General features: G+C 38.9%; 18 protein-coding genes and 1 pseudogene. 16 read left to right on the forward strand and 3 right to left on the reverse strand.

The features are described 5' to 3' along the window. Positions 1 to 78: 78 nt before the first annotated feature. Positions 79 to 969: a 16S rRNA (adenine(1518)-N(6)/adenine(1519)-N(6))-dimethyltransferase RsmA gene (rsmA, locus tag lgb_RS01925; RefSeq protein ID WP_029345685.1), complete on the forward strand. Its 891-nt coding sequence runs from the start codon at positions 79 to 81 to the stop codon at positions 967 to 969. Further along, positions 970 to 1,551, forward strand: a complete 582-nt coding sequence (locus lgb_RS01930) for a uracil-DNA glycosylase family protein (protein ID WP_019293328.1) — start codon at positions 970 to 972, stop codon at positions 1,549 to 1,551. It abuts the gene before it with no gap. A 97-nt stretch (positions 1,552 to 1,648) separates the two neighbouring features. Here lgb_RS01930 and lgb_RS01935 read toward each other — a convergent pair whose 3' ends face one another. Continuing rightward, positions 1,649 to 2,095, reverse strand: a complete 447-nt coding sequence (locus lgb_RS01935) for a GNAT family N-acetyltransferase (protein WP_019293329.1) — start codon at positions 2,093 to 2,095, stop codon at positions 1,649 to 1,651. A 109-nt stretch (positions 2,096 to 2,204) separates the two neighbouring features. Between lgb_RS01935 and lgb_RS01940 the strand changes: the two genes are divergently transcribed. The 8 genes from lgb_RS01940 to yjeM all read left to right on the forward strand — a co-directional run bounded on the left by lgb_RS01940 (position 2,205) and on the right by yjeM (position 12,173). Next, positions 2,205 to 3,326, forward strand: coding sequence for an AI-2E family transporter (locus lgb_RS01940; RefSeq protein WP_019292424.1), 1,122 nt, complete (start codon positions 2,205 to 2,207; stop codon positions 3,324 to 3,326). A 45-nt stretch (positions 3,327 to 3,371) separates the two neighbouring features. After that, on the forward strand, positions 3,372 to 4,700 hold the full coding sequence (locus lgb_RS01945) for a hemolysin family protein (RefSeq protein ID WP_004259258.1): 1,329 nt from the start codon (positions 3,372 to 3,374) through the stop codon (positions 4,698 to 4,700). A gap of 112 nt (positions 4,701 to 4,812) precedes the next feature. Beyond that, positions 4,813 to 6,273 carry a DHA2 family efflux MFS transporter permease subunit gene (locus lgb_RS01950; RefSeq protein WP_019293330.1) on the forward strand — a complete coding sequence of 487 codons (1,461 nt, stop codon included), beginning with the start codon at positions 4,813 to 4,815 and terminating at the stop codon, positions 6,271 to 6,273. A 66-nt stretch (positions 6,274 to 6,339) separates the two neighbouring features. Next, entirely contained in the window at positions 6,340 to 7,134 is a 795-nt protein-coding gene (pflA, locus tag lgb_RS01955; RefSeq protein WP_019293331.1) for a pyruvate formate-lyase-activating protein, read from the forward strand. A 145-nt stretch (positions 7,135 to 7,279) separates the two neighbouring features. Beyond that, positions 7,280 to 8,224 (forward strand): manganese-dependent inorganic pyrophosphatase, encoded by a 945-nt coding sequence (locus tag lgb_RS01960; RefSeq protein WP_014024319.1) that lies wholly within the window; start codon positions 7,280 to 7,282, stop codon positions 8,222 to 8,224. Then, positions 8,224 to 8,988: a DUF1803 domain-containing protein gene (locus lgb_RS01965; RefSeq protein ID WP_019293332.1), complete on the forward strand. Its 765-nt coding sequence runs from the start codon at positions 8,224 to 8,226 to the stop codon at positions 8,986 to 8,988. Before lgb_RS01960 ends, lgb_RS01965 begins: the two co-directional genes overlap by 1 nt. Positions 8,989 to 8,990: 2 nt before the next feature. Next, positions 8,991 to 10,232, forward strand: coding sequence for a peptidase T (gene pepT, locus lgb_RS01970; protein WP_019293333.1), 1,242 nt, complete (start codon positions 8,991 to 8,993; stop codon positions 10,230 to 10,232). 339 nt (positions 10,233 to 10,571) lie between these two features. Next, a complete protein-coding gene (yjeM, locus tag lgb_RS01975; RefSeq protein WP_019292419.1) occupies positions 10,572 to 12,173 on the forward strand; it encodes a glutamate/gamma-aminobutyrate family transporter YjeM in 1,602 nt (533 codons plus the stop codon). A 60-nt stretch (positions 12,174 to 12,233) separates the two neighbouring features. On the opposite strand, the gene lgb_RS01980 is transcribed toward yjeM, so the two are convergent. Then, the gene (locus tag lgb_RS01980) at positions 12,234 to 13,685 is read right to left on the reverse strand and encodes a UDP-N-acetylmuramoyl-L-alanyl-D-glutamate--L-lysine ligase (RefSeq protein WP_019293334.1); all 1,452 of its coding nucleotides are present in this window, start codon (positions 13,683 to 13,685) and stop codon (positions 12,234 to 12,236) included. A 193-nt stretch (positions 13,686 to 13,878) separates the two neighbouring features. Beyond that, a complete protein-coding gene (locus lgb_RS01985; RefSeq protein ID WP_019293335.1) occupies positions 13,879 to 14,757 on the reverse strand; it encodes a helix-turn-helix domain-containing protein in 879 nt (292 codons plus the stop codon). Between the two features lie 280 nt (positions 14,758 to 15,037). Between lgb_RS01985 and lgb_RS01990 the strand changes: the two are divergent. The 6 genes and pseudogenes from lgb_RS01990 (at position 15,038) to rpoB (ending at position 24,090) form a co-directional block, all read left to right on the forward strand. Further along, positions 15,038 to 15,537 (forward strand): annotated as a pseudogene (locus tag lgb_RS01990) (hypothetical protein). A gap of 8 nt (positions 15,538 to 15,545) precedes the next feature. Next, positions 15,546 to 16,100 (forward strand): hypothetical protein, encoded by a 555-nt coding sequence (locus lgb_RS02000; protein WP_019293338.1) that lies wholly within the window; start codon positions 15,546 to 15,548, stop codon positions 16,098 to 16,100. 113 nt (positions 16,101 to 16,213) lie between these two features. Continuing rightward, positions 16,214 to 17,932 (forward strand): putative polysaccharide biosynthesis protein, encoded by a 1,719-nt coding sequence (locus lgb_RS02005; protein WP_019293339.1) that lies wholly within the window; start codon positions 16,214 to 16,216, stop codon positions 17,930 to 17,932. Positions 17,933 to 18,027: 95 nt separating this feature from the next. Continuing rightward, a complete protein-coding gene (pepO, locus tag lgb_RS02010) occupies positions 18,028 to 19,911 on the forward strand; it encodes an endopeptidase PepO (RefSeq protein ID WP_131005679.1) in 1,884 nt (627 codons plus the stop codon). Further along, entirely contained in the window at positions 19,905 to 20,216 is a 312-nt protein-coding gene (locus tag lgb_RS02015; protein ID WP_019292412.1) for an MGMT family protein, read from the forward strand. Before pepO ends, lgb_RS02015 begins: the two co-directional genes overlap by 7 nt. A 283-nt stretch (positions 20,217 to 20,499) precedes the next feature. After that, positions 20,500 to 24,090, forward strand: coding sequence for a DNA-directed RNA polymerase subunit beta (rpoB, locus tag lgb_RS02020; protein ID WP_019293602.1), 3,591 nt, complete (start codon positions 20,500 to 20,502; stop codon positions 24,088 to 24,090). Positions 24,091 to 24,102 lie beyond the last annotated feature (12 nt).

A 24,102-nucleotide genomic window follows, 5' to 3' on the forward strand; every position in this document is an offset into this window, starting at 1 on the left:
AAAGAAAAAAACGGAAATTCTTTGATTTCTGTTTTTTCTTTAAAAGCAGTTCGTCGGCTTTTCTGCTATAATAAAGCTATGACAACTTCAAATATAGATCGTATCTCAAATGTCATTCGCACACAGGATATTCTTCGTCGGCATGACTTTAACTTTAAGAAAAAATTTGGTCAAAACTTTTTGACGGACCATAATATTTTGACAAAAATTACGGCAACTGCTGACCTTTCAGATCAAGTAAACGTGATTGAGATTGGACCAGGTATTGGTTCACTCACACAGTATTTACTTGAAGAGGCAGCAGAAGTAATGGCTTTTGAAATTGACAAAACTTTGATTCCAATTTTGGAAGAAACTTTGGCGCCGTATGATAACTTTCAACTTGTAAATGCTGATGTTTTGAAAGTTGATATGCGTGAGCACATCAAGAATTTCAAAAATCCTGACTTGCCTATAAAAGTCGTAGCAAATCTTCCTTATTACATTACAACACCAATTCTCATGCACTTGATTGAATCTAAGATTCCCTTTACTGAGTTTGTAGTGATGATGCAAAAAGAGGTTGCGGATCGTATTGCAGCTAAACCAAGCACAAAGGCTTATGGCTCGCTTTCGATAGCGGTGCAATATTATATGGAAGCACAAGTCGCTTTCACTGTGCCGCGCACAGTTTTTGTTCCAGCGCCTAATGTAGATTCAGCTATATTGAAGATGACACGCCGCGAGCAGCCTTTGGTTGCTGTGAAGGATGAAGATTTCTTCTTTAAAACCATGCACTCAACCTTTGTTCACCGTCGTAAAACCTTGATGAACAACTTACAATCTGCTTTTGGTAAGGATAAAAAACCAGAAATAACTGAACTTTTGGCCCAGGCGGATATTTCGCCTACCATTCGTGCCGAAGCACTTTCAATACCAGAATTCGCACGATTAGCTGATGCTCTACTTCCTCTCAAAGAAGGAGAATAAATGGATAAGCTGTCAAAAATTTTTCAAGCCATAAAAGAAGATCCGCAAAATACTTTGTATACTGCACAAGGTATTGACCCGCTCTACTCTGCACACCAGGAAGCAAAAATCCTTATCGTAGGTCAGGCACCGGGGATTCGAGCACAGGAGAGTCGTCTTTTTTGGAATGATCCTTCCGGGGATCGTCTTCGTGAATGGCTAGGGATTTCTTATGAAGAATTTTACAGCTCATCTAAGCTCGCCATCTTGCCTATGGACTTTTACTTTCCAGGTAAAGGAAAATCTGGTGATTTACCGCCCCGTAAAGGCTTTGCGGAAAAATGGCATCCTTTATTGATTAAAGAAATGCCGCAGTTGGAGCTTATTGTCCTCATTGGTTCTTACGCGATTCCTTACTATCTTAATGTGCCGAAGAAAACACGTATTACTGATGTTGTACGTGATTTTGAGAATTATCTACCGGAATATTTTCCACTTGTGCATCCTTCACCACGTAATAATATTTGGTTACGGAAAAATCCATGGTTTGAGGCACAGGTCTTGCCGGAGTTAAAAATAAGAGTAAAAAATCTCCTTGCTTGAAGCAAGGAGGTTTAGTTTTGTTTAAGGAATTGCTAATATAATGCATATAAATAAAGGAAAGCGCTCTCCAACGGTGAATAGGTGAGTGCTTATTTTTTTATTTAATTTCAAAAGACATGGTAACATGTTCGATTCCAGCTTCTGTAAAGGTTTTGCCTTGCGCTTGAAAGCCGAATTTTTCATAGAGGCCTTTGGCGCTAAGTTGTGCATGCAAAGTTAAAAGGGTAATTCCTGCTTGATTGCAAAAATCAAGAAGACTTTGTAATAGGACATTTGCATAACCTTTGCCACGTTCCTCTTTTAGAACGGCCATTCGTTGGACCACAGCATGTTTCTTATCTTCGCTATCCACCAAAAGACGAACAGTCGCTAAGGCTTTACCATCCTCGTAACCTACAAAGTGCACGGAATGTGCCTCATCAATAGGACTGCCAACTTCTAAATCAAAAGGAACACCTTGCTCCTTTACAAAAACCGTATTACGAATACGTAATGCATCACAGTATATTTCCGACATGGTGTCACGGGTTTGCTTGATTTGCATAAATTTCCTCCCGAAATCTTGAATTTGCGTAAAAATCTTATTTCAATTATAATATAAATAGCTTTAAAAAAAAAGAAAGGGCTTCGTTTGCCCTTATTAGTAGGATATTATGTTTAAAAACAGTAAATTATTTTTTTGGACAGTAGAAATTTTAGCAGCGACCCTGCTTATTTTTATGCTCATGCAACTGGAATTTCTCTTCCAACCGGTCAAAACTCTTTTGGCCCTGCTCTTTATTCCCTTCATCATCGCGGGTTTTCTTTACTACATCTTCAAACCTGTAGTGACTTATATGGAAACCCGTTGGAAAATTAAACGTTTCTTTGCGATTTTGATTGTTTTGATTACTTTGCTTGGACTTGTGGTTTGGAGTATTGCATCCATCATCCCTAATGTCGTTTCGCAGTTAAGTAGCTTGATTGATGCCAGTACGAAAGCATTTCCTGAGTTTCGTCATTGGATTGAATCTTTACAAAATGATCCACGATTTGCTCACATTTACCGTCAGCTGGACATTAATGGCATGATTAGTAATATTAATTTATCTTATACTGATATTCTGAATAATTTGCTTAAAAATTTAACGGACAGTGTTGGAAGTATCGTAAGTATCATTTCCTCTGTGGTTATGGTTGCTATCTTAGTTCCTATCCTACTTTACTATATGCTAAAAGATGGTGAAAAATTACTTCCTTCTTTAAAACGTACAATTTTTCGTGAAGATCCACTTGGTTTTGTTGAGCTCCTTGAGAAGATGAATGCGACAATTTCTCGTTATATTTCGGGCGTGGCTTTGGACTCGCTTTTGGTTTTCATCTTTGTCTTTGTAGGTTACATGTTGTTCGGCATTCCTTACGCCTTCTTGTTTGCCAGCTTTTCGGCTATTACCAACTTAATTCCTTATGCAGGACCCTATATCGGAGTTTTGCCGGTAATTTTTACTTTGGCATTTACTCAACCTTGGACAGCTGTACTCGCTGTCGCTTATGTTTTAATCCTACAACAGATTGACGGGAACCTTGTTTATCCTAAAATCGTGGGGAATGCTGTGCGCGTTCACCCTGTGACGGTTATGGTTTTGATGTTGGTTTCAGGAAGTTTATATGGGATTCTAGGTATGATTATTGCCGTACCTGTCTACTCATTAGTTAAAGAAATTGTGAAGTTCCTTGCTGGCTTATGGCATAATCATCGTGAGCAAGAAAAGAAAAAAATATTTCAAAACGATTAAACTATGATATAATAGTTTTCATATTACTAAAAAATAGGAGTAAAAATGGCACACCCTGACCCCGAGAGCACCTCGATAATTTTACAGATTTTATTACTTGTTTTTCTTACTGCTTTGAATGCATTCTTCTCAGCAAGTGAGATGGCACTCGTTTCTCTATCGCGATCGCGTGTAGAGCAAAAGGCGAGTGAAGGCGATGAGCAGTATCAATATTTGCTTAGTGTAATCGATAATCCGACACACTTCCTGTCCACCGTTCAAGTTGGGATTACCTTCTTGAATATCGTAGCGGGGGCAAGTTTGGCTGATACATTAGCTGCACAGCTGGCACCGTTGTTTGGTGATACAAGCTTTGCCCAAACCTTAAGTAAAATCATTATCTTGGTTATTTTGACTTTCTTTACGATTGTATTTGGTGAGCTTTTCCCTAAACGTATCGCTCAGGCTCTTAAAGAAAAAGCAGCTTTGAAAATGGTTCGTCCCTTGATGGCGATTGGTGTAGTTTTAAAACCTTTCATTTGGTTGTTGACCATTACGATTAATGGGCTGGCAAGAATTTTCCCAATCAAGTTTGACAGCAGTGATGATGACATGACACGTGATGAGATTGAGTATCTCGTGCACACGGATGAAACGGCCTTAGATGATTCTGAACGTGAAATGATTACAGGTGTTTTCAGTCTTGATGAACTTGTAGCACGTGAAATTATGGTTCCACGTACGGATGCCTTCATGATTGATATCAATGATGATCCGCGTGAAAATATTGAGAAAATGCTCAGCGAGTCATACTCTCGTGTGCCTGTTTATGATGATGATAAAGACAACATCTTAGGGATTATTCACACCAAACGTATCTTAGCTCGAGGCTTTGCTGACGGTTTTGATAACATTGATTTCCGTGAGATGTTGCAAGAACCACTCTTTGTTCCTGAAACAGTCTTTGTGGATGACTTGATGCTCCAGATGCGTAATACCCAAAATCAAATGGCTATTTTGCTGAATGAATATGGGGGCGTTGAAGGTATCGTCACACTTGAAGATTTGATTGAAGAAATCGTCGGAGAGATTGAAGACGAAACGGATATTGCAGAAGCAGAAGTTCATAAGATCGGTGAGAACATGTATGTGGTTCAAGGTAAAATGACCATCAATGACTTTAATGACGAGTTTGGCACACATTTGGTCAACAAGGATGTAGACACAATGGCTGGTTTCTTCCTCTCAGAAACAGGACAAATTCCAGAAAAAGGACAACAAGTGATGTGTAAGATTGACAACTTAGAAGATCATTTCTCACTCACAAGTCTGGAAGTAGATGGAAATCGTATATTAAAACTTCGTGTGGAGTTCGATGTAGAGCTTCCTGAATAAAAGTAAAAGATAGATTAAAATTAATCTATCTTTTTATTTTACTGTCCTGACTTTCTGAAAAAAACTATGATAAAATGTAAAAGAAATGAAGATATAGAACAGAGGAGGGAATATGAAAAGAAAAGAACATTTGGCTATTGTTATAGCTATTTTTATTGCAACATTTATGACATCTGTTGAGGTTACGATTGTGACCACAGCTATGCCAACCATCATTTCTCAGTTGAAAGGACTAGAACTCCAAAGCTGGGTATTTGCTATTTATTTACTTATTTCGGCTATTGCAACACCAATCTATGGAAAACTTGCGGATAATCTGGGGCGAAAAAATATTTTTATCTTTGGACTTGTCTCTTTTGTGATTGGTTCGATACTTTGTGGTATTGCCCCCAACATGCTGTTCCTCATTATTTTTCGAGCGATTCAAGGTATCGGTGCAGGAGCTGTGATGCCTTTAACCTTCACAATTATTGCTGATTTATTTGATTTTGAAGAGCGTGCAAAAATTATGGCGCTGAATAATACAGCTTGGGCGATTTCGGCTTTAGTAGGACCGTTGCTTGGCGGATGGATTGTTGATACGTTGGGTTGGCACTGGGTTTTCTTCATTAATGTGCCCTTGGGATTGATCACACTTTTACTTACAATTTTTGGTTATAAGGATGTACATGAAAAAACAGCAAAACAACCGATGGACTGGTCAGGTATTGTCTCTCTATCTGTACTTTTAGTTTCATTATTACTGATGTTTCAAGAAATGTCAGCTTCCACAATCAATTGGCTATTAGAAGTTGTGCTCCTCTTCTTGATTGTTACGGCCAGCATCATTTTTATTCGTACAGAGAAAAAAGCAGTCGATCCTTTATTTAATTTAGAAATGTTTAAAACAAGGACTTTCAGTATTCAGATTATTATTTCAATGCTTTTAAGTGGCTGCTTGATTGCTTTCAATATTTATTTTCCTATTTGGCTACAAGCCATTTACCGCGTTCCAGCCTTTGTTGCAGGTCTTGCATTAACACCTACATCATTGTTTTGGATGGTAACCAGTTTCTTTGTTGGTTTTCTTTTACGACGTTTTGCGCCGAAGAGACTTTATGCCGTTTTAGTGGGTATTCTTATCCTGGTCTACATTCCCTTGGTTCTTTCAAGTGTTGCTTTCCCAATTGAAGGTTTTTACATTATTTCAGCTTTCACAGGAAGTGTGATGGGGGTTATACTTTCAACAACGACACTTTTGGCACAAAAAATGGTTCCTGCTGAAATGGTTGGTCAAGCAAGTTCTCTCGTTGTGCTAGGGCGAACTTTGGGTCAAGCAATGATGACCGGGATATTGGGGCTAGCTTTTTCCTTAGGTATCAATGCGGGGCTCAGTAAATTTCCAGAAGTCAGCTTTAAGAATGTCAACGAATTTATTAGTACAGCTTCCAACGTAGTCGTTCCCGAGAAAATTCATGGTCAATTAGAACAAATCGTTCTTGGAGCTTTGCATAATGTTTTCTTCTTGGCCTTGCTTCTCTGCGTGATTACTTTTGTGGTTAACCTGTTTGATGATGGAAAATTAAGAGCCTAGAAAAGGATTTGATAATAAGAGAGATTTGAGGTATGATAAAAGCATATTGAAGAAGAGGAAAAGCTTATGACTGATACATATATTGAAGAAGCCAAAAAAGTAACCGGCCTGATTCACTCTACCGAATCCTTTGGATCTGTAGATGGTCCAGGAGTACGTTTCATTGTTTTTATGCAAGGTTGTCAAATGCGCTGCAAATATTGTCATAACCCAGATACTTGGGCGTTGAAAAACGAAAAAGCAACGACACGTACGGTAGAAGATGTGATGGACGAAGCACTTCGTTTCCGTGGTTTTTGGGGCGAAAAAGGAGGTATCACTGTATCTGGTGGGGAAGCCATGTTGCAAATTGACTTCGTCATCGCTCTTTTCCAATACGCTAAAAGCTTGGGAATCCATACCACATTAGACACTTCAGCACGGCCATTTAGAACGGATGAATATATCACCTCTCGTATTGATGAACTTCTTGAAGTCACAGATCTTGTCTTGCTGGACTTGAAAGAAATTGATTCAAAACGTCACAAGGCCTTGACGGGACACCCTAATGAAAATATTTTAGAATTTGCCCGCTACCTTTCTGACAAGGGGCAAGCCATGTGGATCCGTCACGTGCTTGTACCAGGTGAAACGGATATTGATGAAGATTTAGAAAAGCTAGGGGAATTTGTTAAAACCTTGGATAATGTTCTGAAATTTGAAATCTTACCTTATCATACGATGGGGGAATTCAAATGGCGCGAACTAGGCTGGAAATATCCACTTGCTGGTGTTAAACCACCGACAAAAGAACGTGTGTCCAATGCAAAAACAATCATGGGTACAGAAACTTATCAAGAATATTTAGAGAGAATTAGATAAAACTTGAAGGCCGCATTTGGCTTTCAAGTTTTTTCAGTGCCAAGATTAAGGCAAGAACACTTCCAGTAATAGATTGAAAGCGTGCGTAAATCCTCTTTTTTTGATATAATGAAGCGAATATAAATATATAAATGAGGTAAAAGAAATGTCAGATAAAATTTTTGTCTTTGGTCATCAAAAACCAGATACAGACGCAATCGCATCATCTTATGGTTTCTCATATTTGAGCAACCATCGTCCAGTTGGCGCTTTGAATACAGAGTGTGTTGCATTAGGTACACCTAATGAAGAAACGCAATTTGCGTTGGACTATTTTGGTGTAGAAGCACCACGTGTTGTAACATCAGCAGCAGCTGAAGGCGTGGATACAGTTATCTTGACGGATCACAATGAGTTCCAACAATCAATCGCAGATATTGCTTCATTAAATATCTTTGGTGTGGTGGACCACCACCGTGTGGCTAACTTCAATACTGCTTCTCCTTTGTTCATGACAATTGAACCTGTTGGCTCAGCTTCTTCAATTGTTTACCGCAAATTCCTTGAAGCGGGTGTTGAGATTCCCCGTGAAGTAGCAGGTCTCTTGCTTTCAGGTTTGATTTCAGATACCTTGCTTTTGAAATCACCAACAACACATGCAACTGACCATAAAGTTGCAGAAGAATTGGCAAAAATTGCTGGTGTTGATCTCCAAGAATATGGTATGGCTATGCTTAAAGCTGGCACAAACTTGGACAACAAGTCAGCAGATGAACTCATTGATATTGATGCAAAAACATTTGAACTTAATGGCAGTCGTATCCGTATCGCTCAGGTAAATACAGTTGAAATTCAAGATGTACTTTCACGCTTACACGATGTCAAAGTAGCCATCAAGAAAGCAATGGAAGTTGAACATTATGATGACTTTGTCTTCATGATTACAGATATCGTAAATTCTAACTCAGAAATTGTCGAAATCGGTAGCCACAAAGATAAAGTTGAAGCAGCTTTCCACTTTACGTTAGAAGACGACCATGCTTTCTTAGCTGGTGCCGTTTCACGTAAAAAGCAAGTTGTACCACAACTTACTGAAGAGTTTAACAAATAATGCCTATTCGCGTTTTTAATGAAAATAGGCTGACTTGTCAGCCTTTTTTCTTAAAACTGATTAATTACCTGCACGTGCATGAAGATGTAACCTTACGCCAAATTCATAAAGTTTTTGAACAAGAGAAAAACTTAGATCGCCAGCTTGATAGCTTTATCGCTGCTGGTTTTATCTGGCGCAAGGATAAACGTTATGGCAATAATTTTAAAGTTTTTACTGATGCTGACTTTGATCTTTCTTCAAAAACAATGCCTGTAGCTGTTAATATCTATGAGGAACCATTTTTTGTGGCAGCTGGAAGTCAAGTGGAGCAGAGACTGGAGCAGTCTATTGTCCAGCAAAAACTTCAAAATAAAACCAATACAATCACGCTACATTTTTCAAGTCGGTATGATTTGACCACAGATAGCTTATTTAACTATTTTTACAAGGTGGCGCATCACTTACCGCTTACTATACTTGAACAAGAAGTATATCAGCTTATGGGCGATGTTGATCCAGAGTATGCTCTGAAATACATGACCAGTTTTTTACTCAAATTTACGCGTAAAGATATTGTCAAAGCACGTCCAGATATTTTCATCAGAGCCTTAGAAAAATATGGCTACATCTCCGCAGTAGGTGAACGAGAGTTTACGTCAAATCTTGCGTTTGACGATACACTTCAACTTGGAGAAATTCATTTTGATTCTCCTCAAGACTTCATCTCTGCCCAAATCCAACAAACAAAGGTATTAAAGAACTTCATTTCCATAGGAGGATAAAAATGAAATACGAAAAATTGTTACCCCGTTTCCTTGATTATGTTAAAGTAAACACACGTTCAGATGAAAATTCAACAACTGTACCATCTGTTCCTGCTCTTGTTGATTTTGCTCATAAAATGGCAGATGAGATGCGCGAAATTGGTATTCAAGATGTACACTATCTTGAATCAAACGGTTATGTTGTAGGGACTATCCCAGCAACTACAGACAAAAATGTCCGTAAAATCGGTCTGATTTCTCACATGGATACAGCAGACTTTAATGCAGAAGGTATCAAACCGCAAATTCTTGAAAACTATGATGGAGAGTCTGTGATTAAACTTGGTGATTCTGGTTTCAGTCTTGATCCAGCAGAATTCCCAAACTTGAAAAACTACAAAGGTCAAACTTTGATTCATACAGATGGTACAACACTTTTAGGTGCTGATGACAAGTCGGGGATTGCTGAAATCATGACTTTGGCTGATTATTTAATCAATATCAATCCTGATTTTGAACATGGTGAAATCCGTATTGGTTTTGGTCCAGACGAAGAAATCGGTACAGGGGCTGACCGTTTTGATGTTGAAGATTTCAATGTTGACTTTGCTTATACAGTTGACGGTGGACCCCTTGGTGAATTGGAATACGAAACATTCTCAGCTGCCGGTGCTGTTTTAGAGTTTCAAGGTAAAAATGTTCACCCAGGTACAGCCAAAAATACAATGGTTAACGCTCTGCAATTAGCAATGGATTACCATGCGCAATTGCCAGAATTTGATCGTCCCGAAAAAACAGAAGGACGTGAAGGTTTCTTCCACCTTTTGAAATTAGATGGAACTGTCGAAGAAGCACGCGCACAATATATTATTCGTGACCATGCAGAAGATAAATTTAATGAGCGCAAAGCCTTGATGCAAGAAATTGCTGATAAAATGAATGCTGAACTTGGCTCTGAACGCGTAAAAGCCACAATCAAAGATCAATATTACAACATGGCTCAAGTTATTGAGAAAGACATGTCAATCATTGATTTAGCCGAAGAAGCAATGAAAAACTTGGATATCGAGCCAAAAATCGAACCTGTTCGCGGTGGGACAGATGGTTCTAAGATTTCATTTATGGGCTTGCCAACACCGAACATCTTTGCTGGTGGTGAAAACATGCACGGTCGTTTTGAGTTTGTAAGCTTACAAACTATGGAAAAAGCGGTAGATGTACTGCTCGAAATGCTTAAACTCAATAATAAAGTTGAAAAATAAAGCATAATAAGCTAAAATAGTTCTTAAGGTTGGGAGGAGTGGCTTTCCAACAGTGAATTTTTCGAGAGAATTTACTTTTCTTATAAATAAACCAATAAACAAGTCGCCTTCTGGCGGCCTGTTTTAGGTTTTTCTTAAAATTGTCGCACAATTATAACGAATTCTAGTTATGATTGTTCTATTCTATCTTTTATAAAAGACAATATAATTCACTGTTGAGAGTTCTGGTCAAACTACCCGCTCGCCTTTACTTATGGTAATTATACAAGTACTTTAAGTTACTTGATTTACAAATATTTTCGATCAGTCAATCTGATTATAAAAAAAGGAGGACATTTGATGTCTGATAAAGCAAAAGGGAAACTTTCTCTTGTCGGCTTATGCCTGATGATCTTCACGTCAGTATATGGATTTAACAACATCCCACGTGCATTCTACATGATGGGTTATGCTGCAATTCCATGGTATATCGTGGGTGGATTATTCTTCTTCCTGCCCTTTGCCTTCATGGTAACTGAACTTGGTTCAGCTTTCAAAGAAGAAAAAGGTGGGATCTATTCTTGGATGGAGAAAGCAGTTGGTCCAACTTTCGCCTTCGTCGGAACATTTATGTGGTACGCTTCATATTTGGTATGGATGGTCAACGTTTCAAATGGTATCATGGTACCCATCACAAACATGATTTTTGGTAACTCGCTTCATGTGCCAGATCCATGGATTCTCTCAATCATTGCTATGATTTGGGTTGCTGCAATCACTTTCTTTGCACTTCGTGGTTTGGATGCAGTCAAAAAATTCGCTACACTTGGTGGTATTGCTGTTCTTTCATTGAATGCGATTCTCTTGATTTGCGCACTCTTAGTCCTTATTCTTAATGGACATCCAACAACGCCAATTACTGCTGAAGCTTTTGTAACCAGCCTTAATCCTAACTTCAATAACAGTTCTGCAATTGGCTTTATTGCCTTCATGGTATTTGCTATCTTTGCTTATGGTGGTGTTGAAGCTGTTGGTGGTTTGGTTGATGAAACAGACCAACCTGAGAAAAACTTTCCTCGTGGTGTTGTAACGTCAGCGCTTATCATTGCAATCGGTTATTCTGTAATGATTCTCTGTGTTGGTTTCTTCATGAATTACCAAACAGGCGGTGCATTTTACGAAGGCGTAAAAGCTGGAACAATTAACCTTGGTAATGCAGGTTATGTAACAATGCAATACCTTGGTGAAGCGCTTGGTGCTGCTTTTGGTATGAGTCATTCAGGTGCGGTAGTTATCGGTTCAATTCTTGCCCGTTACATGGGTCTTGCAATGTTGCTTTCATTAATGGGTGCTTTCTTTACATTGATCTACAGCCCAGTTAAACAAATTATTTCTGGTACACCAGATAAACTTTGGCCTGGTCGCTATGGACAACTTGATAAAGAATCAGGTATGCCAAAATTTGCCATGGTTATCCAATTCGTAATTGTCTTTGTTATCATCTTGCTGAACATGCTCATCAACCTTGGTGGTGGTGCAGAAGCAGCAGCGAAATTCTTTGCAATCTTGACAAACATGGCCAACGTTGCGATGACATTGCCTTACCTCTTTATCGTTATTGCCTATGCAAAATTCAAACTCAATGATAATATTGAAAAACCATTTACGCTTTATAAATCTAAAGGTGTAGCGATGGCGGCTGTAACGGTAACATTTCTTGTTGTTGCTTTTGCAAATGCCTTCACAGTAATCCAACCTATCACAGATTACTTTGCTTTGCCAGTTGCTGAACGCTCTGCAGTCCTTGGAGATACAATCCAAACAGTTGTATCAATGATTGCTGGTCCAGTTATCTTTGGTTTGGTAGCCTTCTTTATGATGAATCGCTACAAAAAACGTTACCCTGCAGAATATGCCTCATTAACAGAACTTTCTGAAGATGAATTACATAATGCTAAATAAAAAAGAGCAGCTTAGGCTGCTTTTTTTATTCCAAAACATAAAATGCCGATGAGGCAATTTTTAAATAAATTTTTCTGCTACGGCTCTATCACCAGGATAAGGTTCACGTTTATCATTGACTAACTGGAACTTGTCTGCACCCTTTCCAGCAATAATAACAGCATCATTTTGATCTGTCACACGTTGAATGGCTTGTTTTATAGCCTCTGCACGATCTGTTTCAAAATCACAGGAGCGTGAAACATAACTTGCGATTTCATCAGCAATAGCTTTAGGATCTTCGTGGTTAGAATCATCTTGAGTGAGAATGACTTCTAAGCGTTCGTGTGCTTCGATAACTTGGCCAAAATCCTTACGACGACTTTCACCTTTATTACCCGTAGCTCCTAAAACCAAGACGATTTTACCGTTATGATGAGGTTCAACAACAGACACTAAGTTTTGCAAACTAATACCGTTATGGGCGTAATCGACATAAATTCTTGCACCTTTTTTTGTAGTTAACATCTCCATGCGTCCAGGTACTACGGCTTTTGCTAAGCCGTTTTTAATTTGTTCGATTGTGGCTCCTAGATGTTGGGTTGCTAAAGCTGTTGCTAAGGCGTTTTCTTGGTTAAATTTTCCAAGTAAACGAATGTCAAAATGGTCAGCTATTTTACCGCTTGTTGTAAAATCGTGTGCATGAGATTCAATGATTTGATTGTCAGATTTTTCACCGTAAAAATCATGCGGGATTTTAAGATCTGCTAACTCTTGCTTAATGACATTAAAATGGGTCATTTCGCTGTTGGCTACAAAGTAACCGGAATGATGTAAAAGTTGTCGCTTGCAGTAAAAATAATCTTCAAGTGTAGGATGTTCTACAGGTCCGATGTGATCGGGAGAGATATTAAGGAAGACGCCAACATCGAAGTTAATAGCATAGACACGTTCAGTCTTATAAGCTTGTGAGCTTACTTCCATCACAAGGTGTGTCATTTCATTATCCACAGCTTGGCGCATCATTTTGAGTAAGTCAAGACTTTCGGGTGTAGTTAACTCAGATTTGAAGAAATTTTTCCCATCAAGAGTTGTTTCTGCTGTAGAAAGCAAAGCTGTTTTTTGTCCGTTCATTTCATCTAAGATTGATTTAGCGAAGTAAGCAGAAGTTGTTTTTCCTTTTGTTCCGGTCAAAGCTAATATTTGGAGTTCATTTTGTGGATAATCATAAAATGATTGAGCTAAGAGACTCATTGCACGCTTAACATTTGAAACAATGATTGCAGGTATTTCCACTTCATAATCTATTTCAGAAATGTAGAAAGGTGCTGCTATGTTTTCTAGATATTCTGCTTTAAAATTTAGACCTTTCGCAAAAAATAGGGTTGATGCAGAAGTGTTTCGGCTATCATAGCTTAATTGATCGAAGGTGAAATCTTCTTCCCAGTTATAGTAATATTCCTTTTTAAAGACAATCTCGTGAAAGTTTTCGTCTTTTTTCAGAATTTCTAAAACATCTTGTATTTTGAGCATGGGTTTTCTGCCTCCTTTATTTATACCATTTAACTCCGGAAGAGAGCTAAATTATAAGGCACTTCACTTAAATGTGGATAGGTGCTTTTTTCTTATACGTAGGCTTAATTATACCATTTTCACCTATATTTTTGTAACTTGATAACCGCTTCATGTTTTCGTGAACAAGAGACGATAGTGTTATAAGAAGTGTTTATCTTGCTTTTACTACAGTCTCTAAGCTTTTAATTTCCTGTTCAAGTTTCAGAGCAATTTGATAGGATTCACATCGTTCAAAAATATATTGACATTTTTTCATTGTTTCTATAGCGCTCGTATCTCCAAAAACCACTTCAAAATGCGCTTTTTGGTATATGAAATTTACTCTTTCAAAAAGATCGATTTCTGGAATGTTTAAAGAAGCAATAAAATCAAGTAACTCTTCTGCTAAATATTTCTGTCTATTTTTAATAAAAATCTTGAGGAAGGTTATTCCAGTTTTTATTTGAGCTTTTTGGGTAAGAGGATGAATGTTTCTGCATCGTGCTGTTTTGAGTATTTTATGGCTAAACTTTGATAAGCTACCTAAGTCTAGAAATCCAGCTATGTCACTCAACAAATCAAATTCATATTCGCCCCATATTTTGATGTTAATTAAGTAGTGTTTAATGACAGTAAGACTTTTAGAAGAGAGGTGATAATGGGGATCTATCTGCTTCATGGTTGCCTCTAAGCGAAATTTATCCAAGTTTAATCTTTGAGTGGAAGATGAGCTTTGTATAAGTGATTTTTCATATTTTTGGATAATTTTTTGAAGATGGAGCGTATTACTGTTTAGATGAGCCATATCACGTTCTTCAAACCAGTCCAAAGGATTGAGTTGGGTATTAAGATGATGGAAAAATTCGTGAGGTGCTACATTTATATTATTCAAGAGATAGAGCAAAACAATGCAAGAAACATAACTGCGTCCATTTTCAAAATTAGAAAGTTGGGAAGTGGAGATGCAGTCCTTCGCCGCTTCCTTAAGGGCGAAATTTTTAGAGGTACGAAAATAACGATATATTTCTCCGATGGGCAGTGTTTTTTTCATAAAAGACTCCTATATTTTTAATATCTTTATGCTTTGAAACTGTGGTAAAAGAGCAAGAAAAAGCTTGTTTATGGCAATTTTTCTATTAACTAAGTCGACAAAGAACTGTCAATATATAGTAATTTAAGCCTAAGTTATAACTGTTTTTAGCTGTAATGTTGTTATAGACTAACTATAAGCGATATAAAGGGATAGGGTTAATCAAGTTCTTCAAGTATTATTCGTATCTTTGCTGAAAAATTCACACATAAAAAATCATAATCACAGGAAGGAAAATTTAATGAAAAGACAAACTAAAAAAGGGATAGTTGGTATGATTGCGCTCACTCTCTTATTTTCGACAGTTGGGCCGTCTGTGACAGGGCTAGTACAAGCGAATGATATTCAAGTAAATCAACAACAAAGTGAAAATTGGGATTCGCTTGAACAGGTTACATTTGATGAATCTGACTTGGCTTTTTTACAACAAAAAGAAAAAGAATTGATGGCAAGTCAAAACGTGCCATTATTGGCACCGCGTGCTTTTTCTATCCGAATGGTCGGAATGAATTTGGAAGGCTTGTGGCATCGTTCAGCAGGGATGCGCAGGGCTTTAACTGCGGTAGGGTTTGGTTGACACAAATTAAGGCTATCGCGCGTGGCGTATATGTCTATAGCTATAGAGTCATTGCGGCTAAAATAGCAACAGTTGCAGCTTGGAACTGGGCCGTTGGCGCTGTTATTGGTGTTTCAGCAGGAGCAGCTATCTATACAATGGGAAATTTCCGGCTTTTTTATTAATCATCCTTATGAATAAAAATAACCAAACTTATATTTTTAGCGCTCTGATTTTCCTTGGTGGTAGTTTTCTTATCTTTGTTTCAGAGGAAAGTGTATTCACGGATTTTGATTCACTTTTAGGGTTTCTTGCGGTAATTCAGAGCAGTTTCATTCTGAATTACATTGGTATATTCATCTTCCAAGACGTGGCATTCATGGAAAGAACAGTGGAGCTGAGCTATTACAAAAAACAACTGCCAAAAATTCAGGCTCTTTCTTACCTGATGGCCCTATCTTGTTTTACTGTAGCTTCGTCCATGGATTTAACCGTAGTCTTGGCAATAGTCTTCTTAATGATGACGAATACGGTAATCCGGGCTTATTTTATCAGTATACGCATGTTAAAGTTAATGTATATCCAACGACAGATAAAGGAGTATTTTTTTAGAGGACTTCTGGGCTTAGCTTTTATCCTGCTTATAACTTATTTTAATTTTTATACCGTGACATTTTTTTCTGTGCTACTTTTATGTCAAACGTTCTGGAATTTCAAGTTAATTATATCTCACGGTTCTAGTAAATAAAGGAACTAAACTTATCCATCTAGAATTTGTAGTTCGAAATAGAACTTATTTTGTCCAAGGAGTGTTATAAACTTTTATTGTCAAAAATCCCTACTTCATGGTAAAATAGAAAAATGAATAGTACAGAAATGACTGATAATCTCAGCATGGAAGAAAAGCTCCAGCAAATGGATGCGGAAACCAAGCGTAAAGAGATTCGAGACAATAAAGCAGCACAGCAGGATACAATGATGCGCGGGACCTTGTGGTTTACTTTAGCGGATATTTTATCACGTCTTCTGGGTGCGATTTACATCATTCCGTGGTTTGCGTGGATGGGAGAACACAATAATGAAGCCAATGCCCTTTTTTCAATGGGGTATAATATTTATGCGCTCTTTCTCTTGATTTCAACTGCAGGGCTTCCTGTAGCTATTGCGCGTGAGGTAGCCCATTATAATGCGATGGGAGATGAAAATCTAAGCAATCGTTTAGTTCGTCATATCTTTATTTTTATGGTTGGGCTTGGTATTGTAGCAGCTGGTGTGATGTATATCGGTGCACCAGCATTAGCAGCTATGTCAGGTGGAGGAGAAAACCTAACAGAGGTGATGCGCTCGCTTTCGCTCGCCATTCTAATTTTCCCGGCCATGTCAGTCATTCGAGGATATTTCCAAGGGCTTAATGATATGAAGCCGATAGCTTTGAGCCAAATTTATGAACAGGTTGTCCGTGTAATTTGGATGTTAGTATTTACGTTTATGATTATGAAGCTTGGCTTCTCAGGTGGAGATTGGACACAAGCAGTTGTCCAATCCACAACAGCAGCCTTTATCGGTATGTTGGGCTCATGTGCTGTCTTGCTCTGGTATTTGATCAAAAACAATATGCTTGGCAAGATTATTAACCCAGGCCCAAGTATTACAAAAATTAGTGCTTGGCGCCTGCTTTCACAAACCATCTATCAAGCTATCCCGTTTGTCGTTATTGGCTCAGCTATTCAAATTTTTAAAATTGTGGACCAAGCGACCTTTGTTACGGTCATGCGGTGGGTATCTGACTATAGTGATACACAGCTTTTAGTTTTCTTCTCATACTTTTCTGCTAATACCGACAAGTTGACAATGATTCTCATTGGTGAAGCGATGACTTTAGGAGCTGTGGCTCTGCCACTTATTGCCTCTAACTTTGTTAAGAAGAATTATAAAGAAACAGCGCATTTGATTTCTTACGATTTTCAACTGTTTGTGGCCTTTATGTTGCCTGCGGTCCTAGGCATGACAATTTTAGCTGCACCAATCTATACACTGTTTTATGGTTCAGTAAATAGCTTGCAGCTTGCACTGTTTATCTGGGCTGTCCTCCAAAGCTTCTTGCTGGCTTTGTACACGATGGTTGCCCCAATCTTGCAAGCTTTGCATTATTCTAAAGTAGCGATGCGTTACTTCATTATTACTTTAGTGATCAAATTGATTTTGCAAGTGCCGTCAATTATGATTTTCCACTCTTATGGTCCGCTTGTGGCAACGACTATTGCTTTTGGATATGGCACATGGATTATTATTCGCAAGATTCATGAAGTTACGGGTTTCCGAGTTAAAAGTACTTTGAAAGGAATTATTGGAATCTCAATTATTACGGCTATTATGGCCGTTGTGACTCTGGTTCTTTATGGGTTGATTTCGTTGATTTTGATGCCACTTTCTCCAGGTCATTTCAAAGCCTTGCTCGTGGTAGCTGTAGCTGGTGGCGGTGGATTCTTCACCTACATTTATATTGCAGCCAAAGCTGGCTTACTTGAAAAATTAATGGGGAGCCGAGGAACAAGACTTCGTCAAAAACTTCATATTTAAAAAAATAAATAAAGCGAATTTCAGAATGCAGAGCTGTTCGGAAGTTTGCTTTTTCTTTTATGTTATAATATAAAAAACGTTTTCAGGAGGTTATAATGACACGAATACAAGATGATTTATTTGCAACAGTAAATGCCGAATGGCTTGAACAGGTACAGATACCAGCTGATAAACCTCGTATCTCTGCTTTTGACGAATTGGTATTGGAAAATGAAAAAAACTTAACAGCCGATTTGCAGCGCATGTCTGTGGAACTTCCAGAAGATAATCCTGAACTGCTAGAGGCTATAAAGTTTTACAATAAGGCAGGAGATTGGAAGAGTCGTAATAAAAACGATTTCTCGGCCGTTATTAGAGAGATGGATAAGGTAACAAATCTTAACTCATTCGAAGATTTTCGTACGCATTTACTTGATTTGATTTTTCATTCTCAAGCCCCATTACCTTTCTCAATCAGCGTTGATGCAGATATGAAAGATGCAGTGCACCACTCTCTGGGCTTCACTGGTCCTGGACTTATTTTGCCTGATACTACTTACTATGAGGAAAGTCATCCTCGTAAAGCTGAACTTTTGAGTTTTTGGCAGGAAAACTCCAAGGAAATATTAGAGCATTTTGGACAAAAAGATGCCCAAGAAATCGCGGCTAAAGCAGTGGCTTTTGATGGCCTTTTGGTGGAATCAGCAAATACTGCGGAAGAGTGGGCTAAATATGCGGAGCTTTATAATCCGGTTCCTTTTAAGGAGTTTGTAGGACATTTTAAAAATATAGATTTTGACTCATTTATTAAGGGCTTGGTTAGCACTGAACCGGAGAAAATCGTTGTCTTTGAAAGTCGTTTTTATGACTCTTTTGACCATATCATCAACGAAGAAAATTGGCCTTTAATTAAAGCGTGGATGTTGGTGAAAATCGCGCGTAAGGCAACCGGCTTACTTTCAGATGAATTACGACTTTTAGGGTCTGCATATGGACGTTTTTTATCGAATGTATCAGAGGCAAGGAGTCAAGAAAAACATCAGCTCGATATAACGGAGAGTTATTTCAGTCAAGTGATTGGCCTTTATTACGGTCTAAAATATTTTGGAGAAGAAGCTAAATCAGACGTTAAGCACATGACTTCTGAGATGATTAAAGTTTATCAAGAACGCTTAGATAAAAATGAATGGCTCAGTCGTGCAACGATTGATAAGGCTATTGAAAAATTGAGTGCAATTACTGTGTTCATAGGCTACCCGGACAAACTTCCAGAAATATATAGTCGTTTTAAAGTTGGAAATGGGAGTCTCTACGAAGATGCCTGTCATTTTGATGAATTGCTCACTGCACGTCACTATGAAAAATTTAGTAAAGAAGTTGATAAGAGCTTGTGGCATATGCCGGCTCATATGGTTAATGCTTATTATAGTCCCGACAGCAATACGATTGTTTTTCCGGCAGCTATCTTACAGGCACCTTTCTACAGTCTTGAACAGTCAGCTAGTCAAAATTACGGTGGTATTGGTGCAGTAATTGCCCATGAAATTTCACATGCTTTTGACAATAATGGAGCACAGTTTGACAAGTATGGCAATCTCAATAAATGGTGGACAGACGAAGACTATGAAGCTTTTGAGAAGAAACAAGAAGAAATGATTGCAGCTTTTGATGGACGAGCAACTGAAGCTGGTCCAGCAAACGGCAAGTTGATTGTTTCGGAAAATATTGCCGACCAAGGAGGAATCACGGCAGCGATGACTGCTGCGCAAAAAGAAGAGGATGTTAATCTTACAGATTTCTTTAGCCAATGGGGGAAAATTTGGCGTATGAAAGCCAGCATGGAATTCCAGCAAATGCTTCTTTCAATGGATGTTCATGCCCCAGCAAAATTGCGCGCCAATATTCCACCGACAAACTTAGAAGAATTTTATCAGACTTTTGAGGTGGAAGAAAGCGACGGGATGTATCGCGCGCCTGAGCAACGTGTCAAAATATGGTAAAGGACTTTGAAGACCTTAAGCCGGAAACGCAGCGGATACTTAAAGAAATCAAAGCGGTACCCTATGGACAAGTGAGTTCATACAGAGATATTGCACTACGGGCAGGCCTTATAAATGGTGCGCGGCAAGTTGCCAGAGCGCTTCACGGTCTATCGGAAAGCCATCACTTACCTTGGTGGCGAATCATCAGATCAGATGGCACTATAGGGATGCACGGTGAAGGGCGTCTAGAACAAATTCGTTTGTTAAAATTAGAAGGTGTTGAGGTGACGGATAGAGGTAAAGTTAAGCTGAAAGAAAAGTAATTCAAGGGTATTTAGACCTTGTAAAGACAGTCGATAAATGATATAATATAGGGTAATGGTTTGTCGACAAATTCTGTGGGAAATATTGTCCCCACGGGTTTTGTAAGCAACGAAACGTCAAGTTTTCGTTGCTTTTTTGCCGTTTCTGAACTGTAAAAAATCTAAAAAGTAATGAAAAAGACAAACTACTGACTTTTCAGAATTTTTCATAAGAAACTTAAAATCGACAAATCTTGTATAACACATCCAGAAAAACTGGAAAAATAGAATGAGGAGAATCAACTTGGCAGGACATGACGTAAAATACGGTAAACACCGTACAAGACGCAGTTTTTCACGAATCAAAGAAGTAATTGGTTTGCCGAACTTGATCGAAGTTCAAACAGCAAGTTATCAAAACTTCCTTGACGAAGGTTTGGCTAACGTCTTCAAAGAAATGTTTCCAATTGACAACTTTGCGGGCACAATGGAGCTTGAATTTGTTGGATATGAAATGAAAGCCCCTAAATACACTGTGGATGAAGCCCGTGCTCACGATGCAAACTATTCTGCACCGATTCATGTGACTTTCCGCCTTGTAAATAAAGAAACAGGCGAATTGAAAACACAAGAAGTTTTCTTCGGTGATTTCCCACTTATGACTGAAATGGGTACATTCATCAACAACGGTTCTGAACGTTTGATCGTCAGCCAGTTGGTACGTAGCCCGGGTTCATACTTCCACCTTAAAACAGATAAAAATGGTTTGGAATCTTATGGTCATACAACTATTCCTAACCGTGGTGCGTGGTTTGAATTAGATACAGACGCTAAAGGTGTTGGTTATGTACGTATTGACCGTACACGTAAGTTAACATTTACAACAATGTTGCGTGCTCTTGGTTTTGGTAGTGACGATGAAATCCTTGAACTTATGGGACCAAGTGAACTCCTCAATACAACATTGGGCAAAGACGTTCACAAAAACCCATCAGACACACGTGTTGAAGAAGCACTTAAAGACATCTATGACCGCCTCCGTCCTGGTGAACCTAAAACAGCGGACAGCTCTCGTGGACTTTTAATTGCACGTTTCTTCGACCCACGTCGTTACGACTTTGCACCTGTAGGTCGTTATAAATTTAATAAAAAGCTTGCGCTTAAAAACCGTATTCTCGGTTTGACTTTGGCAGAGCCAATCGTTGATCCTGAAACAGGTGAAATTCTCGTTGAATCTGATACTCTTGTAACACGTGATGTTTTAGATTCTATCGAAAACCTTTTGGATAATGGTCTCAATACAACAGTTTATCAACCATCTGACGATGCTGTTATTCCTGAGCCAATTGAACTTCAAACATTGAAAGTTTACTCTCCAAAAGATCCAGAACGTGTCGTGACATTGATTTCTAATGGTCAAATTCCTGCAGAAAATCGTGTGTTGATGCCAGCTGATGTGATTGCTAACATCAACTACTGGTTAGGTCTTTCTGAAGGTATTGGTAAAGTAGACGATATTGACCACTTAGGAAACCGTCGTATCCGTTCAGTTGGTGAATTGCTTCAAAACCAAGTCCGTATCGGTCTTTCACGTATGGAACGTGTTATCCGTGAACGTATGTCATCTTCTGAAAATGAAAATATGACACCTCAAGGATTGATTAACATCCGTCCTGTAACTGCTGCAATCAAAGAATTCTTTGGTTCTTCACAGTTGTCACAATTTATGGACCAACACAATCCTTTGTCAGAGCTTTCACACAAACGTCGTTTCTCTGCCTTAGGTCCTGGTGGTATCTCACGTGACCGTGCTTCATATGAAGTACGTGACGTTCACTACACTCACTATGGCCGTATGTGTCCGATTGAAACACCTGAGGGTCCAAATATCGGGTTGATCAATAACTTGTCTTCTTATGCCAAAATCAATGAATATGGTTTCATCATGTCACCATACCGTCGTATTGATCGTGCAACGGGAACAGTTACGGATGAAGTAGAGTATTTAACAGCTGACGAAGAGGACAACTACACTGTTGCCCAAGCTAACTCACCATTGACTGATGACAACAAATTTGTCAACGAAACAGTAATGGCCCGTCACGTTGGTAACAATATTGAAGTTGATGCTTCAACTGCAGACTATATGGACGTTTCTCCTAAACAGGTTATCGCCGTAGCAGCTGCTTGTATTCCTTTCTTGGAAAACGATGACTCCAACCGTGCCCTTATGGGTGCCAACATGCAACGTCAAGCCGTTCCATTGATTGATCCACATGCACCTTGGATTGGTACAGGTATGGAACATCAAACAGCACGTGATTCAGGTGCTGCTGTGATCGCTAAACATGATGGTACCGTTGAATATGTAGATGCTGACGAAATCCGTGTACGTCGAACATCAGGTGAACTTGATATCTATAACATTATGAAGTACCGTCGTTCAAACTCAGGAACTTCATATAACCAACGTCCACTTGCTGAACTTGGTGATAAAGTTGAAGCCGGCGACATCATTGGTGATGGACCATCAATGGAAAATGGGGAAATGGCGCTTGGCCAAAACCCACTCGTTGCTTATATGACTTGGGAAGGTTATAACTTCGAGGATGCCATTATCATGTCTGAACGTTTGATTAAAGATGACGTTTATACATCTATTGCTATCGAAGAGTATGAATCAGAAACACGCGATACAAAGCTTGGCCCTGAAGAAATTACACGCGAAATTCCAAATATTGGTGATGAAGCCCTCAAAAACTTGGACGAAGACGGTATTATCCGTATTGGTGCTGAGGTTGAAGATGGGGACTTGCTCGTTGGTAAAGTAACACCAAAAGGTGAAACTGATCCTACACCTGAAGAACGTCTTCTTCGTGCTATCTTTGGTGAAAAAGCACGTGAAGTTCGTGATACATCACTCCGTGTTCCTCACGGTGGTGGCGGTATCGTTCACGATGTACGTGTATTCACACGTGAAAATGGTGATGAATTGCCATCAGGTGTGAACAAGTTGGTTCGTGTCTTCATCTCACAAAAACGTAAAATCCACGTTGGGGATAAGATGGCCGGACGTCACGGTAACAAAGGTGTCGTTTCAAATATCGTTCCTGTAGAGGATATGCCTTACTTGCCGGATGGTACACCAATCGATATCATGTTGAATCCATTGGGTGTCCCTTCTCGTATGAATATCGGACAAGTTATGGAACTTCACTTAGGTATGGCTGCACGTACATTGGGTATTCACATTGCATCACCGGTCTTCGATGGTGCAAGTGATGAAGATATCTGGGATACCGTTAAGGAAGCTGGAATGGCTGATGATGCCAAAACAGTACTTTATGATGGACGTACAGGTGAAGCTTTTGATAACCGTATTTCTGTCGGTGTCATGTATATGATCAAACTTCACCACATGGTTGATGATAAACTTCACGCACGTAGTGTTGGTCCTTACTCACTCGTTACACAACAACCGCTCGGTGGTAAAGCGCAGTTCGGTGGACAACGTTTCGGGGAAATGGAAGTTTGGGCCCTTGAAGCTTATGGTGCGGCAAATGTTCTCCAAGAAATTTTGACTTACAAGTCAGATGATGTTATTGGACGTACACGTGCTTATGAAGCTATCGTTAAGGGTGAACGTATTCCTAAACCAGGTCTTCCTGAATCATTCCGTGTCCTTGTAAAAGAATTGCAAGCACTTGGTATGGATCTTAAAGTCCTTGATGGTGAGAAAAATGTCCTTGATCTTCGTGAACTTGATGATGAAATCGAAGTTCGTCAAGAAAATATTGACATTACGCCAGAAATGCTTGAAGCTCAGGAGCAAATTGTTACTGAAGCAGTGGAAACTGAACAAGCATTGATTAGCGAAGCAAAAGAAGAAAAATAATTGTTCTTTTCT

It is taken from the genome of Lactococcus petauri (assembly GCF_023499275.1).
GTDB classification, from domain to species: domain Bacteria; phylum Bacillota; class Bacilli; order Lactobacillales; family Streptococcaceae; genus Lactococcus; species Lactococcus petauri.

Excerpts from the sequence above, each read along its gene's own strand:
- pflA (WP_019293331.1), top strand. The coding sequence starts at position 6,340 with ATGACTGATACATATATTGAAGAAGCCAAAAAAGTAACCGGCCTGATT.
- yjeM (WP_019292419.1), top strand. The coding sequence starts at position 10,572 with ATGTCTGATAAAGCAAAAGGGAAACTTTCTCTTGTCGGCTTATGCCTG.
- pepO (WP_131005679.1), top strand. The coding sequence starts at position 18,028 with ATGACACGAATACAAGATGATTTATTTGCAACAGTAAATGCCGAATGG.
- lgb_RS01935 (WP_019293329.1), bottom strand. The coding sequence starts at position 2,095 with ATGCAAATCAAGCAAACCCGTGACACCATGTCGGAAATATACTGTGAT.
- pepT (WP_019293333.1), top strand. The coding sequence starts at position 8,991 with ATGAAATACGAAAAATTGTTACCCCGTTTCCTTGATTATGTTAAAGTA.
- lgb_RS01965 (WP_019293332.1), top strand. The coding sequence starts at position 8,224 with ATGCCTATTCGCGTTTTTAATGAAAATAGGCTGACTTGTCAGCCTTTT.
- lgb_RS01950 (WP_019293330.1), top strand. The coding sequence starts at position 4,813 with ATGAAAAGAAAAGAACATTTGGCTATTGTTATAGCTATTTTTATTGCA.
- lgb_RS01960 (WP_014024319.1), top strand. The coding sequence starts at position 7,280 with ATGTCAGATAAAATTTTTGTCTTTGGTCATCAAAAACCAGATACAGAC.
- lgb_RS01945 (WP_004259258.1), top strand. The coding sequence starts at position 3,372 with ATGGCACACCCTGACCCCGAGAGCACCTCGATAATTTTACAGATTTTA.
- lgb_RS02000 (WP_019293338.1), top strand. The coding sequence starts at position 15,546 with ATGAATAAAAATAACCAAACTTATATTTTTAGCGCTCTGATTTTCCTT.
- lgb_RS02005 (WP_019293339.1), top strand. The coding sequence starts at position 16,214 with ATGAATAGTACAGAAATGACTGATAATCTCAGCATGGAAGAAAAGCTC.
- lgb_RS01985 (WP_019293335.1), bottom strand. The coding sequence starts at position 14,757 with ATGAAAAAAACACTGCCCATCGGAGAAATATATCGTTATTTTCGTACC.
- rsmA (WP_029345685.1), top strand. The coding sequence starts at position 79 with ATGACAACTTCAAATATAGATCGTATCTCAAATGTCATTCGCACACAG.
- lgb_RS01930 (WP_019293328.1), top strand. The coding sequence starts at position 970 with ATGGATAAGCTGTCAAAAATTTTTCAAGCCATAAAAGAAGATCCGCAA.
- lgb_RS01980 (WP_019293334.1), bottom strand. The coding sequence starts at position 13,685 with ATGCTCAAAATACAAGATGTTTTAGAAATTCTGAAAAAAGACGAAAAC.
- lgb_RS01940 (WP_019292424.1), top strand. The coding sequence starts at position 2,205 with ATGTTTAAAAACAGTAAATTATTTTTTTGGACAGTAGAAATTTTAGCA.
- lgb_RS02015 (WP_019292412.1), top strand. The coding sequence starts at position 19,905 with ATGGTAAAGGACTTTGAAGACCTTAAGCCGGAAACGCAGCGGATACTT.